This window comes from Rhodoferax sp. RT5P35 (genome assembly GCF_056521385.1).
Window position 1 is genome coordinate 78,400 of the sequence record NZ_JBWMAX010000016.1, and the last position, 13,619, is coordinate 92,018.

15 protein-coding genes are annotated in these 13,619 nt (G+C 61.3%); 8 read left to right on the plus strand and 7 right to left on the minus strand.

What is annotated here, in order from left to right; translation table 11 throughout:
• Positions 1-15 precede the first annotated feature (15 nt).
• Positions 16-1,044: an NADP-dependent oxidoreductase gene (locus AC097L_RS20825; protein ID WP_479588627.1), complete on the minus strand. Its 1,029-nt coding sequence runs from the start codon at positions 1,042-1,044 to the stop codon at positions 16-18.
• Positions 1,045-1,165: 121 nt separating this feature from the next.
• Between AC097L_RS20825 and AC097L_RS20830 the strand changes: the two genes are divergently transcribed.
• Genes AC097L_RS20830 through AC097L_RS20840 form a run of 3 tightly spaced genes read left to right on the plus strand, consistent with a single transcriptional unit; the run spans position 1,166 to position 2,449 of the window.
• Positions 1,166-1,447 (plus strand): DUF427 domain-containing protein, encoded by a 282-nt coding sequence (locus tag AC097L_RS20830; protein WP_479588628.1) that lies wholly within the window; start codon positions 1,166-1,168, stop codon positions 1,445-1,447.
• On the plus strand, positions 1,444-2,187 hold the full coding sequence (locus AC097L_RS20835; protein ID WP_479588629.1) for a 2OG-Fe dioxygenase family protein: 744 nt from the start codon (positions 1,444-1,446) through the stop codon (positions 2,185-2,187). The genes AC097L_RS20830 and AC097L_RS20835 overlap by 4 nt, the downstream gene beginning before the upstream one ends.
• Positions 2,188-2,209: 22 nt before the next feature.
• The gene (locus AC097L_RS20840) at positions 2,210-2,449 is read left to right on the plus strand and encodes an HP1242/YdcH family protein (RefSeq protein ID WP_479588630.1); all 240 of its coding nucleotides are present in this window, start codon (positions 2,210-2,212) and stop codon (positions 2,447-2,449) included.
• On the opposite strand, the gene AC097L_RS20845 is transcribed toward AC097L_RS20840, so the two are convergent.
• The gene (locus AC097L_RS20845) at positions 2,446-2,856 is read right to left on the minus strand and encodes a hypothetical protein (RefSeq protein WP_479588631.1); all 411 of its coding nucleotides are present in this window, start codon (positions 2,854-2,856) and stop codon (positions 2,446-2,448) included. The genes AC097L_RS20840 and AC097L_RS20845 overlap by 4 nt on opposite strands.
• A gap of 135 nt (positions 2,857-2,991) precedes the next feature.
• Between AC097L_RS20845 and AC097L_RS20850 the strand changes: the two genes are divergently transcribed.
• From AC097L_RS20850 to AC097L_RS20870, 5 genes are all read left to right on the plus strand, one after another.
• Entirely contained in the window at positions 2,992-4,608 is a 1,617-nt protein-coding gene (locus tag AC097L_RS20850) for a methyl-accepting chemotaxis protein (RefSeq protein ID WP_479588632.1), read from the plus strand.
• 205 nt (positions 4,609-4,813) lie between these two features.
• A complete protein-coding gene (gene pssA, locus AC097L_RS20855) occupies positions 4,814-5,629 on the plus strand; it encodes a CDP-diacylglycerol--serine O-phosphatidyltransferase (RefSeq protein ID WP_479588633.1) in 816 nt (271 codons plus the stop codon).
• A gap of 184 nt (positions 5,630-5,813) precedes the next feature.
• Entirely contained in the window at positions 5,814-7,433 is a 1,620-nt protein-coding gene (locus tag AC097L_RS20860) for a 2-isopropylmalate synthase (protein ID WP_479588634.1), read from the plus strand.
• 20 nt (positions 7,434-7,453) lie between these two features.
• Positions 7,454-8,992, plus strand: a complete 1,539-nt coding sequence (locus tag AC097L_RS20865) for a 2-isopropylmalate synthase (protein WP_479588635.1) — start codon at positions 7,454-7,456, stop codon at positions 8,990-8,992.
• Positions 8,989-9,723, plus strand: a complete 735-nt coding sequence (locus AC097L_RS20870; protein ID WP_479588636.1) for a heparan-alpha-glucosaminide N-acetyltransferase — start codon at positions 8,989-8,991, stop codon at positions 9,721-9,723. Before AC097L_RS20865 ends, AC097L_RS20870 begins: the two co-directional genes overlap by 4 nt.
• A gap of 39 nt (positions 9,724-9,762) precedes the next feature.
• Here the strand turns inward: AC097L_RS20870 and AC097L_RS20875 are convergent, their stop codons facing one another.
• From AC097L_RS20875 to AC097L_RS20895, 5 genes are all read right to left on the minus strand, one after another.
• Positions 9,763-10,548, minus strand: a complete 786-nt coding sequence (locus AC097L_RS20875; RefSeq protein ID WP_479588637.1) for a peptidylprolyl isomerase — start codon at positions 10,546-10,548, stop codon at positions 9,763-9,765.
• A 206-nt stretch (positions 10,549-10,754) separates the two neighbouring features.
• Positions 10,755-11,015, minus strand: a complete 261-nt coding sequence (locus AC097L_RS20880; RefSeq protein ID WP_479588638.1) for a BolA family protein — start codon at positions 11,013-11,015, stop codon at positions 10,755-10,757.
• Positions 11,012-11,578 (minus strand): septation protein A, encoded by a 567-nt coding sequence (locus AC097L_RS20885; protein ID WP_479588639.1) that lies wholly within the window; start codon positions 11,576-11,578, stop codon positions 11,012-11,014. Before AC097L_RS20885 ends, AC097L_RS20880 begins: the two co-directional genes overlap by 4 nt.
• A 131-nt stretch (positions 11,579-11,709) precedes the next feature.
• The gene (msrB, locus tag AC097L_RS20890) at positions 11,710-12,123 is read right to left on the minus strand and encodes a peptide-methionine (R)-S-oxide reductase MsrB (protein ID WP_479588640.1); all 414 of its coding nucleotides are present in this window, start codon (positions 12,121-12,123) and stop codon (positions 11,710-11,712) included.
• Positions 12,120-13,610 (minus strand): protein adenylyltransferase SelO, encoded by a 1,491-nt coding sequence (locus AC097L_RS20895; protein ID WP_479588641.1) that lies wholly within the window; start codon positions 13,608-13,610, stop codon positions 12,120-12,122. Before AC097L_RS20895 ends, msrB begins: the two co-directional genes overlap by 4 nt.
• Positions 13,611-13,619: the final 9 nt, after the last annotated feature.

The window sequence follows — 13,619 nt, forward strand, 5'->3', positions numbered from 1 at the left end:
CGTTTTCGGCATGCCTTAGCCCTCGGCCACCTGCAGCACCAGCTTGCCAAAGTTCTCACCCGCAAACAGCTTCAGCAGCGTTTCCGGGAAAGTGTCCAGGCCCACCACCACGTCTTCCTTGCTGACCATGCGGCCATCCTTCAGATAACCGGCCAGTTCGGCCACGGCTACGGGGTAGCGGTCAGCGTAGTCGAACACCACCATGCCTTGCATGCGGGCGCGGTTGACCAGCAGGCTGAGGTAGTTTTTCGGGCCCTGCACCGGCGTGGTGTTGTTGTACTGGCTGATGGCACCGCAGACCACGATGCGGGCCTCGCGGGCCAGTTGGGCCAGCACGTGGTCCAGGATGTCGCCGCCCACGTTGTCAAAGTACACGTCTACCCCGGCGATGCAATGCTCTTTGAGGCCATTGCGTACTGCGTCCGGTCCGGCCTTGTAGTCGATGCAGGCATCAAAACCCAGGGTTTCGACCACCCAGGCGCACTTGGCCGGGCCGCCCGCAATACCCACTACCTGGCAGCCCTTGAGTTTGGCCAACTGGCCCACCGTCTGGCCCACGGCACCGGCTGCGCCCGACACCACTACGGTTTCACCCGGCTTGGGCTGGCCGATGTCGAGCAGGCCGAAATAGCCCGTCATGCCGGGCATGCCCAGCACGTTGAGCCACTGCGTCAGGCTGCCCAGGGACAGGTCGATTTTAAAAAGGCCGTTGCGGCGCAGTTGCTCTTGGGGAATCAGCGCGTACTCCTGCACGCCCAGCGAGCCCGATACGTGGTCGCCCACCGCAAACAACGGGTTTTTAGACTCCACCACCACGCCCACGCCGCCTGCGCGCATCACCTCGCCAATGCCCACCGGAGGGATATAGCTTTTGCCTTCGTTCATCCAGCCGCGCATGGCCGGGTCGAGCGACAGGCTGAGCACCTTGACCAGCACGCCGCCCGCTGCGGGCTGCTGTGCGGCTTCGGTGGTGGCGCTCCAGTTGGCGCGGGTAGGCAGGCCATTGGGGCGGCTGGCAAGGCGGATCTGGTGGTTTGTGGTCATTGTCTGGGCTCTGGTAGGCAAAAAAAGCATGGTAACCAAACCAGGTTCCTTGACAGATCGCAAGCGTGACAGGCGGGCGACTGGTATATCCTTTACCTCTGAGCCAACCGAAGGAGTCTCTATGAAAGCTATTTGGAACGGCGCTGTGATCGCCGAGAGCGACGATATTGCCGTGGTCGAAGGCAACCATTATTTTCCGCTGAGCTCGCTGAACCGCGAGTTTGTGGGTTTCAGCAACCACAAAACCACCTGCGCCTGGAAGGGCCAGGCCAGCTACTACTCGCTGATGGTCAAGGGCGAGATGAATACCGACGCAGCCTGGTACTACACCAACCCTAAGATGGGTGCCGAAGAAGTGGCAGACCGCGTGGCTTTCTGGAAAGGCGTGAAGATCGAAGCATGAGCGCCGTGTTGCTTATCCCCCCCATCACGCCGCCCGCCCAGGTGGTGGACGTGCTGCGCCAACAGGCCTACGCAGCCCTCAGCCCTGAAGGCGTGGCCGCACTGGCTGGGTGCACCCTGACCGATTTGAACGGTTTGGTTCCTAGCTGGGACGACCTGCAGCCCGACGAATACCTGAAAGACGGTGGGCGCTACCGGCGTCGGCGCCACTCCTGTTTTGTGCTGCAAGGTGACACGCTGCAGCAGGTACCGCACCGCCCGCACTGGCAGCCGGTGGAGTACAACGCCTTGCACGGCGGCATGGAGCGCTGGTTTGCCCCCATGCTGTCTGATACCGTGGCCCAGCCCGCGTGGACCCAGTTGCTGGTGGCGCTGGGGCAGATTTGCTCCACGCTTAAAGGCAACCGCCAGGCCCCCTGGTACGTGGAAGCGCACCAGTTTCGCATCGACACCACCGACGGCATTGGCCGCCCCACGCCCGAGGGCGCGCACCGCGACGGCGTGGACTTTGTGGCCGTGCTGCTGGTGGGACGCGAGGGCATCAAGGGCGGTGAAACCCGGGTGTTTGAAGCCGATGGGCCCCACGGCCAACGCTTCACCATGACCGCGCCCTGGACGCTGCTGCTGCTGGACGATGCCCGCGTGGTGCACGAGTCCACCCCCATCCAGCCCACCGCACAGGGCGGTCACCGCGACACGCTGGTGCTGACCTTCCGGTCATCCCATTTTCAGAGCAGTTAAAACTACAACCCAAGGAGACACCATGGAACTACTCAACCACGACCTGGCCCATGAATTCCCGCAGCTCATTGGCAAGATGCGCAGCCTGAAGCTCAGCAGCTCGCGCTTTTTGCACCTGTTCAATGACTACGACGAAGTCAACCACGCCATCACCAAGATAGAGCAAGACGGCGGTGCGATTGGTGACGAGGCGATGGAGAATATGAAGAAGAAGCGGTTGAAGATCAAGGACGACATCTACCAGATGCTGGTGGCTAGTTAAGCTACAAAAATAATAGCTTCTAGCGCAGGTGTTATATGCGCTAGCAGCCTTTTTTCCTTAAAATCCAGGCTTGCGCTCAGATTGAAGCTGCGCGGCGCACTGGCGACCAGGTAGCCGTAGCCCGCGTAGCCCCCCCCCCCCCCCGACTCCCAGTAGCGCTTGTTGGCCAGGTTGTCGACCCGCAGGCGTGAGCCCCGGGCAGTTTGGACTTGCAGCGTCAGCTTTATACGCCGGTGGCGGTGTTCTCCGCTGGCGCTGAAGATGTTTATGCTGGCATTGAGAAAATCGCGCGGCGGGTTGGTGTGATTGGGTGCGCGTTGGGGTACCAGATTGACGGAGCCACCGATGCCGCTACCGCCCGAGTGCACACCGTTCAAAGAGTTAGAGGCACAACGCAGCATTTTCACCCGCTCGACACGCTTGATGGCGAACAGGGCTTAATTCACGTGCGGTAAGCCTTCGGGCTGCTGAGAATAAGGGTTTACCAGTGTGCCTTATGCTTGAAGCCTTTTGATACAACTCTGCCAAACCGGACAAAACACATGCAATCCCCCTCTCGAACCACCTCCCTGTCCATTTCCACCCGCCTGGGCCTGGGTTTTGGCTGCATGCTGGTACTGGTGATTGCCATTGCCGCCGTGGGCCAGATATCGGCGGGCACGGTGCAGGACCAGATGCACCAGATCACCGGCACCAATGCCACCAAAACACGGCTGGTCAACAGCATGCTGGAAAGCGTCAGCACCCTGGGCATCCAGAGCCGGTCGGCGGCCATGCTCACTGAAATCGACACCAAAAGGTCGGCCGAACTGGTTAAACAACTCCAGCAAACCCTGGCCCAGTACACCGAGCGCGAAGCCGCCTTGACCACGCTCTTCACCGCCGCCGACACCACCGCGGCCGAACGCAAGCTGCTGCAAGACATCACCGACATCGGCAGCAAAACCCGGCCCGAGCTTGCCAGTGCCATCCAATCCGCCACCGATGGCGATACCGTGGCCACCACCACTGGCCTGATGAACCGGGTGGACCCGAGCGAAACCCTGTGGCGCGCCAAATTGGCCGAGCTGATCGAGCTGCAAAATACCCTGAACAAAGACACTACGGCCCAGGCCGAGCAAACCCAAAGCCGCGCGCGCACCACCGGCGGCCTGCTGGTGCTGTTGGCGCTGGGGCTGGGTGGCTTGATTGCCTGGCGCACCACTGCCAGCATCACCCAGCCTTTGGGCCGGGCGGTGGTGGTGGCCGAGCGGATTGCGCGGGGTGACTTAACCTCGCAGGTGGAGGTGCGCATCCATGACGAAACAGGCCGCCTGCTGGAGGCCATTGCCGCCATGCAGGACCGGCTGCGTTCCGTGGTGGGCGAGATCAGCCAAACGGCAGAGTCCATCCAGGTCGCCAGTGCCGAGGTGGCTTCTGGCAACCTGGACCTGAGCCAGCGGACCGAGCAGGCTGCCACCAATCTGCAAGGTGCGGCCACCGCGCTGTCGGACCTGACTGGCACTGTCAGCCAGAGCGCCGGTTCAGCCCGCCAGGCCAATACCCTGGCTGCGTCGGCCTCGGAAGTGGCCCAGCGTGGAGGCGAGGTGGTGCTGCAGGTGGTGCGCACCATGGACGAAATCAGCACCAGCTCGAAAAAGATCGCCGACATCATCGGTGTGATCGACGGCATCGCTTTTCAGACCAACATCCTGGCGCTAAATGCCGCGGTGGAAGCGGCGCGGGCGGGCGAGCAGGGGCGGGGCTTTGCAGTAGTGGCCAGCGAGGTGCGCAACCTGGCTGTGCGCTCGGCCACGGCGGCGCGTGAAATCAAGGCCTTGATCGGCAGCAGCGTGGAGCGGGTGCAGGTGGGCAACAGCCTGGCCAACCATGCCGGTCAAACCATCCAGGAGCTGGTGCAGTCGGTGCGGCGGGTGTCTGACATCATGGGTGAGATCACCTCGGCTTCTGAGGAGCAAAGCCATCGCATTGGCCTGGTGAGCTACTCGATGGAGCAACTGGATGCCGCGACCCAGCAAAACGCGGCCCTGGTGGAAGAGGGTGCGGCCGCCGCCGACAGCCTGCAGGACCAAGCGGGCAAACTGATGCAGGTGGTGCACACCTTCCGCCTCACGCGAGACACAGGCGACGTTTTGCAGGTACCTGTGGTGCTGCGCTAAAGACCTGCAAGGCGGGTTGACTGGCTTACACTTGACCGTATTCCGCTGGCGCCCATGGGCCAGCGTGCATTACTTGCTTGACACCGGCCTAACTTGCATGAAACCAGGTGCAAAGCATCCCGAGCCGTGCAAGTTGTTTCACGTGATTCGGCCCATTTTGTCCAGCGCGAACCGTGCGATTTTCTATTTTTGACAGGCAACCGCCATGCAACTCGGCAAAGACCCCAGCCTTACCCCCAACCCCGCAGTGCTGGTGCGCAAGCGCCGCAAGGGCATCTACATACTGCCTAATCTGTTTACCTTGGCAGCTTTGTTTGGTGGCTTCTACGCCATCGTGATGGCGGTGAACGGGCGCTTCGACCAGGCCGCCATCGGCGTGTTTTGCGCCATGGTGCTCGACAGCTTGGATGGCCGCGTAGCCCGCATGACCAACACCCAGAGCGCCTTCGGCGAGCAGATGGATTCGCTGTCCGACATGGTGTCGTTCGGCGCGGCTCCGGCTTTGATTGCCTACATGTGGACCCTCAAGGGCCTGGGCCGTTGGGGTTGGATTGCCGCCTTTGTGCACTGCGCTTGCGCGGCCTTGCGGCTGGCGCGTTTCAACGTGAACACCACGGTGGTAGATAAGCGCTATTTCCAGGGCCTGCCGTCGCCCGCCGCCGCCGCGCTAATCGCCGGATTTATCTGGCTGATGAACGACCTGGAGGTGCCGCCCACCGATGTGTCGTGGGTGATGTTTGCGCTGGCGCTGTACGCGGGCCTGAGCATGGTGACCAATGCGCCGTTCTACAGCTTCAAAGACGTGCAGATGAAAAAGAGCGTGCCGTTTGTGGTGATCGTGCTGATTGCCCTGGGCCTGGCCGTCATTACCATCCACCCGCCCATCGTGCTGTTTGCGGCCTTTGTGGTGTACGGCTTCAGTGGCTACGGCGTGTATGCCTGGCGCAAATTCAAGGGGGTGCAGACCAGCGTGATCAGCACATCCAAAGACGAACCGGATGAACGCGGCCTGCACAAGTAAAAAACAAGGCTAGAATCCGCAGCTATGCGCTTTATTTCTCTAGCACTACTACTGATCCCCTTTGGGCGGAGACGGTAGCGCACGCGACTTAAAGCGTCATCACCCCTCACAACGGCCCGTATGCACCAGCAACGGGCCGTTTTGCGTTGGGTTGCTGGTTTTGAATACCTTGAAAGAAATGACCATGTTGAAGCAACCTGCCAGCAAGTACCCCGCGTTTGCCCCCATCCGCTTGACCGACCGCACTTGGCCCGATGCCGTGCTGACCCAGGCTCCCATTTGGCTCAGCACCGACCTGCGCGACGGCAACCAGGCGCTGATTGAGCCCATGGACATGGCCCGCAAGCTGCGCATGTTTGAGACGCTGGTGGCGATTGGCTTCAAGGAAATCGAAGTCGGATTCCCGTCCGCATCGCAGGTCGAATTTGACTTCGTGCGCCGCCTGATCGACGAGAACCTCATCCCCGATGACGTGACCATCCAGGTGCTCACCCAGGCCCGCGAGTCCCTGATTCGCCGCACTTTCGAATCGCTGGTGGGTGCCAAGCAGGCCATCGTCCACATGTACAACGCCACCGCCCCGGTGATGCGCCGCGTGGTGCTGGGCATGGACGAAGACGGGATTGTCGATTTGGCGGTGCGCCATGCGCAGATGTTTTGCGATATCGCCGCGACGCAGCCCGGCACCCGCTGGACCTTCCAGTACTCGCCCGAGATGTTTTCAGGCACCGAGCTGGCGTTTTCCAAGCGCGTGGTGGATGCGGTCACCGGCGTGTGGCAGCCCACGCCACAGCACAAATGCATCGTCAATTTGCCGTCCACGGTAGAGCATTCCACGCCCAACATCTTTGCCGACATGATCGAGTGGATGCACCGCCACCTGGAGCGCCGCGACAGCATTGTGTTGTCGGTGCACCCGCACAACGACCGGGGCACGGGCACGGCGGCAGGCGAATTCGCCTTGATGGCCGGGGCCGACCGCATCGAAGGTTGCCTCTTTGGCAACGGCGAGCGCACTGGCAACCTGGATTTGGTCAATGTGGCTTTGAACCTCTACACCCAGGGCGTGTCGCCCGGCCTGGATTTCTCGCAGATCGACGAGATCCGCCGCACCGTGGAGCACTGCAACCAGTTACCGGTGCACCCGCGCCACCCGTATGCGGGCGATCTGGTCTACACCTCGTTCTCGGGTTCGCACCAGGATGCCATCCGCAAGGCGTTCTCGGCCCGGCAAGAAGGCGCGGCCTGGGACATTCCGTACCTGCCCATCGACCCCAAGGATTTGGGCCGCAGCTACGAGGCCGTGATCCGCGTCAACAGCCAGTCCGGCAAGGGTGGTATCGCCTATTTGCTGGAGAGTGAATTCGGCCTGGAATTGCCGCGCCGCCTGCAAATCGAGTTCAGCCAGATCGTGCAGGCCGTGATGGACGGCGCGGGCAAGGAACTGACCGCCCAGGATTTGTGGGCGCTGTTTGAGCGCGAATACGGCACGGCCAGCATCGCCACGCCGAAAGTGCCCGCAGCCGGGCAGGGCGTGGGGCCGATCGACGCCTTTGTGAACCACTGGAACGCCACGAACGCCACCCAGGTGCGCGTGTTGGACTACCACGAGCACGCGCTGGGTGCCGGGGCCAACGCCCAGGCCGTGGCCTATCTGGAATTGCGCATTGACGAGCAGCACACCGTGTTTGGTGTGGGTATCGATGCCAATATCGTCTCTGCCTCGTTGAAGGCTATTCTGAGCGGTCTGCAGCGCTCCCAAAAGCGTGAAAATACCCTGCAAACAGCCTTCCAGGCTGCATAAAAAATTCCCAGGAGCACCCCATGACCGACAAACTCATTATTTTTGACACCACGTTGCGCGACGGCGAACAGTCGCCCGGCGCCAGCATGACCCGCGACGAAAAGCTGCGCATTGCCCGCCAACTGGAGCGCCTCCAGGTGGACGTGATCGAGGCGGGTTTTCCGGCCAGCTCGGTGGGGGACTTTGAATGCGTGCAGGCAATTGCACGTGCCATTAAGGACGCGACCGTCTGCGGCCTGTCGCGCGCAAATGACCGCGACATTTCCCGCGCCGCCGAAGCCCTGAAAGACGCGGCCAATGCCCGCATCCACACCTTCATCGCCACCTCGGCGCTGCACATGGAGAAAAAGCTGCGCATGACACCCGACCAGGTGTTTGAGCAAGCCAAGCAGTCGGTGCGCTTTGCGCGCAACTTGGTGGCGGATGTGGAATTCAGCCCCGAAGACGGCTACCGCAGCGATGTAGACTTTTTGTGCCGTGTGCTGGAAGCGGTGATTGACGAAGGTGCCACCACCATCAACGTGCCTGACACCGTGGGCTACGCCATCCCCGAGCTGTACGGTAACTTCATCAAAACCCTGCGCGAGCGCGTGCCCAACAGCGACAAAGCCATCTGGTCGGTGCATTGCCACAACGATCTCGGCATGGCGGTGGCCAACTCGCTTGCTGGCGTGAAGATTGGCGGCGCACGCCAGGTGGAGTGCACCATCAACGGCCTGGGCGAGCGGGCGGGCAACTGCTCGTTGGAAGAAATCGTCATGGCCGTCAAAACCCGGCGCGACTACTTTGGCCTGGACATCGGTGTCGATACCAAGCACATCCTGGCCACCAGCCGCATGGTCAGCCAGACCACTGGTTTTGTGGTGCAGCCCAACAAGGCGGTGGTGGGCGCGAATGCTTTTGCGCATGCCTCCGGCATCCACCAGGACGGCGTGCTCAAGGCCCGCGATACCTACGAGATCATGCGCGCCGAAGACGTTGGCTGGAGCCACAACAAGATCGTGCTGGGCAAGCTCAGTGGCCGCAACGCCTTCAAGCAGCGCCTGCAAGACCTGGGCGTGAGCATGGAGAGCGAATCCGACATCAACGCCGCCTTTGCCCGCTTCAAGGAGCTGGCCGACCGCAAGAGCGAGATTTTTGACGAAGACATCCTGGCCCTGGTCAGCGACGAAGCCGTGGCGCACGACAACGAGCAGTACGGCTTTGTATCCCTGTCGCAGCACAGCGAAACCGGCGAGCGCCCGCAGGCTAGCGTGGTGTTTACCGTCAACGGCAAAGAGGTCAAAGGCGAATCCGACGGCAATGGCCCGGTGGATGCGTCCCTCAAAGCCATTGAAATGCATGTGCAAAGCGGTGCCGAGATGGTGCTGTACTCGGTCAACGCCATCAGCGGCTCCACCGAGAGCCAGGGCGAAGTCACGGTGCGGCTGCAAAACAGTGGGCGGGTGGTCAACGGTACCGGCTCCGACCCCGACATCGTGGTCGCCTCCGCCAAAGCCTATTTGAGCGCGCTGAACAAGCTGCAAAGCAAGGCGGACCGGGTCGCCGCACAGGGTTGAAAGACTTGAAGACCCGGTTCGACCGCATCGACGGCCTGCGTGGGTTGGCCGTGGTGTGGATGACGGCCTTCCACTTCAGCTTCGACCTGGCCCACGCGGGTCTGTGGCCGCAGAATTTCTATGCCGATCCGTTTTGGACCTGGCAGCGGGTGGCCATCGTCAGCTTGTTTATGTTTTGCGCTGGGCTGGGCCAGGCGGTGGCCGCCCAGCACGCCGTGGGCTGGCCACGCTTTTGGCGGCGATGGGCACAAGTGGCGGGGTGCGCGCTGCTGGTGTCGGCCGGGTCGGCCATCATGTTTCCGAATAGTTGGATCTACTTTGGCGTGCTGCACGGGATCGCCGCAATGCTGCTGATTGCCCGGCTCACGGCGCGCTGTGGTCGGTGGTTGTGGCCCATGGGCGCGCTGACCATTGCTTCTAAATTCATAGCTGCCTACGCAATTGGTACCAGCGCCAGCGCCACATTTTTCAACCAAAATACCGTCAACTGGTTGGGCTGGATCACCCAGAAGCCCATCACCGAAGACTACGTGCCTATTTTTCCCTGGTTGGGCGTGCTGTGGTGGGGCATGGCTGCAGGCTTTTGGCTGTTGAGGACGCACCCGCAGTGGCTGCAGGGCAGTGCACCGCGTTTTTTGTCTTGGCTGGGCCGTTGGAGCTTGCCGTACTACATGCTGCACCAGCCCATTCTGATCGGCTTGGTCACTGCTTTCACCTGGATCAAGGCGTAAAAAAAGCGGCCGAGGCCGCTTTTCGAGATGCACAGAGGCTTATTCGACTTTGGCTGCTGCGCGCAGGTCTTGTTGGAACGTGACCAATTTTTGCTGTTGCATTTGCTTGGCGATTTCAGGCTTCACTTCTTCAAACTGGGGCAACTGGGCTTGGCGCTCGTCGTCCAGGCGGATGATGTGGTAGCCGAACTGGCTCTTGACCGGGGTGTCGGTGGTCTGGCCCTTTTTCAGCAGGATCAGCGCTTCGGTGAATTCTTTCACGTAGCTGCTGGGGTTGGCCCAATCCAGGTCACCACCCTTGGCCCCAGAGCCTTTATCGGTGCTGGACTTCTTGGCGATGGCTGCGAAGTTGCCGCCTTTTTTCAACTGGGCAATGATGGCCTTGGCTTCGGCTTCGGTGGCTACCAGGATGTGGCTTGCCTTGTATTCCTTGCCGCCATTGGCCGCCACAAACTTGTCGTACTCGGCCTTCATTTCCGCATCGGTCACGGGGTTGGCTTTTTGGTAGTCGGCAAACAGTTCGCGGATCAGCAGGGTCTGGCGGGCCAGTTCCATTTGCAGCTTGAAGCTGTCGCTGGCATCCAGGCCACGCTTTTGCGCTTCTTGCATGAAGATTTCGCGGGCAATGACTTCTTCCTTGATCTGGCCTTCCATTTCCGGTGTGACCGGGCGGCCGGACTGAGACACTTGCTGCACCAGTGCGTCGATGCGCGTCTTCGGTACGGCCTTGCCATTCACGATGGCGATGTTTTGGGCCGTTGCCGACAGCGCCAGGCTACCCAGCAAAGCAGCGGCGACCATGGTGGATAACAGTGTTTTTTTCATGCGATTCCTAGGAGGGGTTGCGAGCTGCCGGGAAAGGTGGCTCAAAAAAGTGGAGGACTATTAACGACCCACCACCAGACATTCAGGCATAACGCACGCGCGCCAGAAACACCGCAGAACTGGCTAAGCCAGGCTGCTGGTGTTGCCCCCTGCAAGGGGGGTGGCGGAAAGTGCGCAGCACTGTAGCCTGGGGGTGATTCATTAGCTTAGAGGACTTCAATCGCGATGGCGTGAACGCCCTGGTCAATGAATTCTTGCAGCGCATCATACACAAGGCGATGGCGCGCCACCCGGGGCTTGCCCGTAAACAAAGGTGAAGCAATCCGCACCCGAAAATGCGTGCCAAATGCGCTGCCGTTCGAGCCCGCGTGCCCGGCATGGGCGGCGCTTTCGTCCAGCACTTCGAGCTGGCTAGGCCCCAGCTTTTCACGCAGGCGCAGCGCCAGGTTGTCGGCGGTAATGTTCATACCGTTTTGTCGGTTTCCGCAGCCTCGGCAGCAGCGTCATCGGGGCCCAGGTAGCGCGAGACGTACCAGCCTTGGCCCGCCATAAACACCAGCGGAAACACATAGCCCCAGATCTTGAAGTTGATCCACTGGTCGGTGGTGTAGTTGGCGGCCACGTAGCCGTTGACCGCGGCCATGAACAGGCAGTACAGCATCCAGGCCACGTTCAGGCGCATCCACACCGCGTCGGGCAGGTCCAGCTGGCTGCCCAGCATCAGCTTTAGGTAGTTTTTCTTCATCACCCACATAGCTACGCACATGGCCAGCGCCATGGCGATGTAGAGCACTGTGGGTTTCCATTTGATGAAGTTTTCGTCTTGCAACACCAGTGTGAGCGCACCAAAACCCAGCACCATGCCCAGGGTCATCTTGTGCATGGTGGTGAGCTTTTTGTCGATAGCGTAAGTCACCGCCATTTGCAGCACGGTGGCCACCATCAGCACGCCGGTGGCGATGTAGATGGTGGTGAATTTGTACGCGGCAACGAAAAGCAGGATGGGCAGGAAATCAAGCAGAATTTTCATAACAGTTAAAAGTTGGCAGGAGGTAGCGACGTTTCATTCCAGAGATACCGTTGAACCGGCTTTGCCGGGCTACTGGTATCGGCCCCTGCAAGGGGGTTGGAGGAGCGCAGCGTAGCCTGGGGGTGAGCCACTTAAATTTTAGGTTTGAAATCGAGCGAAGCCGAATTCATGCAGTATCGCAGCCCGGTGGGCGAGGGGCCGTCGTCGAACACGTGGCCCAGGTGCGCGCCGCAGTCGGCACACACGGTTTCCACCCGGCGCATGCCGTGGCTGACGTCGGTGATCTCTTCGATGGCGCCCGGCGCGGCTTCTTGCGAGAAGCTGGGCCAGCCGCAGCCTGCGTCGAATTTGGTGGCCGAGTCGAACAGCTTGGCACCGCAGCAGATGCAACGGTATTCACCCGCGACCCAGTTCTGGTCGTATTTGCCGGTGTGGGGGCGTTCAGTGGCCGCATGGCGCGTGACCTGGAAGGCAGCGGGTTCCGCGCCTTTTTCCGCCAACAGGGCTTTCCATTCGGCGTCGGTTTTTTCAATTTTGTGGGTCATGATGAGCAGCTGATCGCGATAGATGAAGCCCAGTCGGGCGGGAAGTCGGCGTAGGCCTCAAACCCCGGATGTTCGTCAAACGGGGTTTCCAGCAGCGCTAACAGTTGTTGGACTCCGGCAAAGTCCTTTTGGTTCGCACGGCGAATGGCTTCTTCGCCCAGGTGGTTGCGCAGCACGAACCTTGGGTTGTTTTTAAGCATCAAATCGACCGCTAACGTATGGTCTACCTTCGCAAGACGCTCTGAATATTGTAGCAACCACGCGCCGGCGGCATCGCGGTCCACCCACAGGTCGCGCACAGCGTTGGGAGAGGTGCCCGGAGTTTTGGCGACCCAGTGGCTCAAAGTGCGCCAGAAGATGGTGAAGTCCACGTGCTCTTGCGCCAGCAGGGCCAGGATCCCGTCAGCCAGCGCCTGGTCGCCAGGTTGCGCGTCGACCAGACCCAGCTTGGCGCGCATGCGGCGGGCCAGGGCGGCGGGGAAGGCGGTCTTGTAGGTTTCCAGCGCGGCCAGCGCGGGCTCTTGCGCGCCGATCAGCGGCAGCAGGGCTTGGCCCAGGCAAAACAGGTTCCAGTTGCCAATATTGGGCTGCTGGTCATAGGCGTAGCGGCCATGGTCGTCGCTGTGGTTGCAGATATGGCCGGGGTCATAGCCGTCCAGAAACTGGAATGGGCCGTAGTCCAGCGTCAGGCCCAGGATGCTCATGTTGTCGGTGTTCATCACCCCGTGGCAAAAGCCCACGGCCTGCCACTGGGCAATCAGCTCGGCGGTGCGCTCGGTCACCGCCTGCAGCAGGGCCGCGTAGGGGTTAGCAGCATCCCTGCAGGAGGGGTAGTAAGTGTCGATCACAAAGTCGGCCAGTTGCCGCAGGGGCTCGATCTGGTTGCGGGCCGCGAAATGCTCAAAATGCCCAAAGCGGATGAAGCTGGGAGCCACGCGGGTCACCACTGCGGCAGTCTCTACCGTTTCGCGGCGGATGGGTGCGTCCGACCCGGTGATGCACAGCGCCCGCGAGGTCGGAATTCCTAAGCCATGCATCGCCTCGCTGCACAAAAATTCGCGGATGCTGGAGCGCAGCACCGCCCGGCCGTCGCCCATGCGCGAGTAGGGCGTGCGGCCCGCGCCTTTGAACTGCAGTTCCAGACCCAGGCCGTTGGGCGTGACCACCTCGCCCAGCAAAATAGCCCGTCCATCGCCCAGTTGCCCGGCCCACTGGCCAAACTGGTGGCCGCTGTAGACGCTGGCCAGGGTTTGCGTGCCGCGCAGGACGGTGTTGCCGGTGAATGCTTGTGCGCCGTCCTCGGATGTCAACCAGGCCGGGTCCAGCCCCAGCTCCCGCGCCACCGCCAGGCTGTGGCCCACCCAGTAAGGAGCGGGCAGGGGTGTAGGCTGCAGATGTGTGTAGAACGCGCTGCCCAAGGTGGCAAAGCGGTTGCGCCAGGTCAGGTCCAGATCGGGTTGGGTGGCAATCTCGGCGGCAATGGTCATAGTCTGAGA

Bases quoted from the DNA above. Each gene is read 5' to 3' on its own strand.
- AC097L_RS20860 (WP_479588634.1), top strand. From the start codon at position 5,814: ATGTTGAAGCAACCTGCCAGCAAGTACCCCGCGTTTGCCCCCATCCGC.
- pssA (WP_479588633.1), top strand. From the start codon at position 4,814: ATGCAACTCGGCAAAGACCCCAGCCTTACCCCCAACCCCGCAGTGCTG.
- AC097L_RS20875 (WP_479588637.1), bottom strand. From the start codon at position 10,548: ATGAAAAAAACACTGTTATCCACCATGGTCGCCGCTGCTTTGCTGGGT.
- AC097L_RS20830 (WP_479588628.1), top strand. From the start codon at position 1,166: ATGAAAGCTATTTGGAACGGCGCTGTGATCGCCGAGAGCGACGATATT.
- AC097L_RS20895 (WP_479588641.1), bottom strand. From the start codon at position 13,610: ATGACCATTGCCGCCGAGATTGCCACCCAACCCGATCTGGACCTGACC.
- AC097L_RS20880 (WP_479588638.1), bottom strand. From the start codon at position 11,015: ATGAACATTACCGCCGACAACCTGGCGCTGCGCCTGCGTGAAAAGCTG.
- AC097L_RS20835 (WP_479588629.1), top strand. From the start codon at position 1,444: ATGAGCGCCGTGTTGCTTATCCCCCCCATCACGCCGCCCGCCCAGGTG.
- AC097L_RS20865 (WP_479588635.1), top strand. From the start codon at position 7,454: ATGACCGACAAACTCATTATTTTTGACACCACGTTGCGCGACGGCGAA.
- AC097L_RS20885 (WP_479588639.1), bottom strand. From the start codon at position 11,578: ATGAAAATTCTGCTTGATTTCCTGCCCATCCTGCTTTTCGTTGCCGCG.
- AC097L_RS20840 (WP_479588630.1), top strand. From the start codon at position 2,210: ATGGAACTACTCAACCACGACCTGGCCCATGAATTCCCGCAGCTCATT.
- AC097L_RS20850 (WP_479588632.1), top strand. From the start codon at position 2,992: ATGCAATCCCCCTCTCGAACCACCTCCCTGTCCATTTCCACCCGCCTG.
- msrB (WP_479588640.1), bottom strand. From the start codon at position 12,123: ATGACCCACAAAATTGAAAAAACCGACGCCGAATGGAAAGCCCTGTTG.
- AC097L_RS20825 (WP_479588627.1), bottom strand. From the start codon at position 1,044: ATGACCACAAACCACCAGATCCGCCTTGCCAGCCGCCCCAATGGCCTG.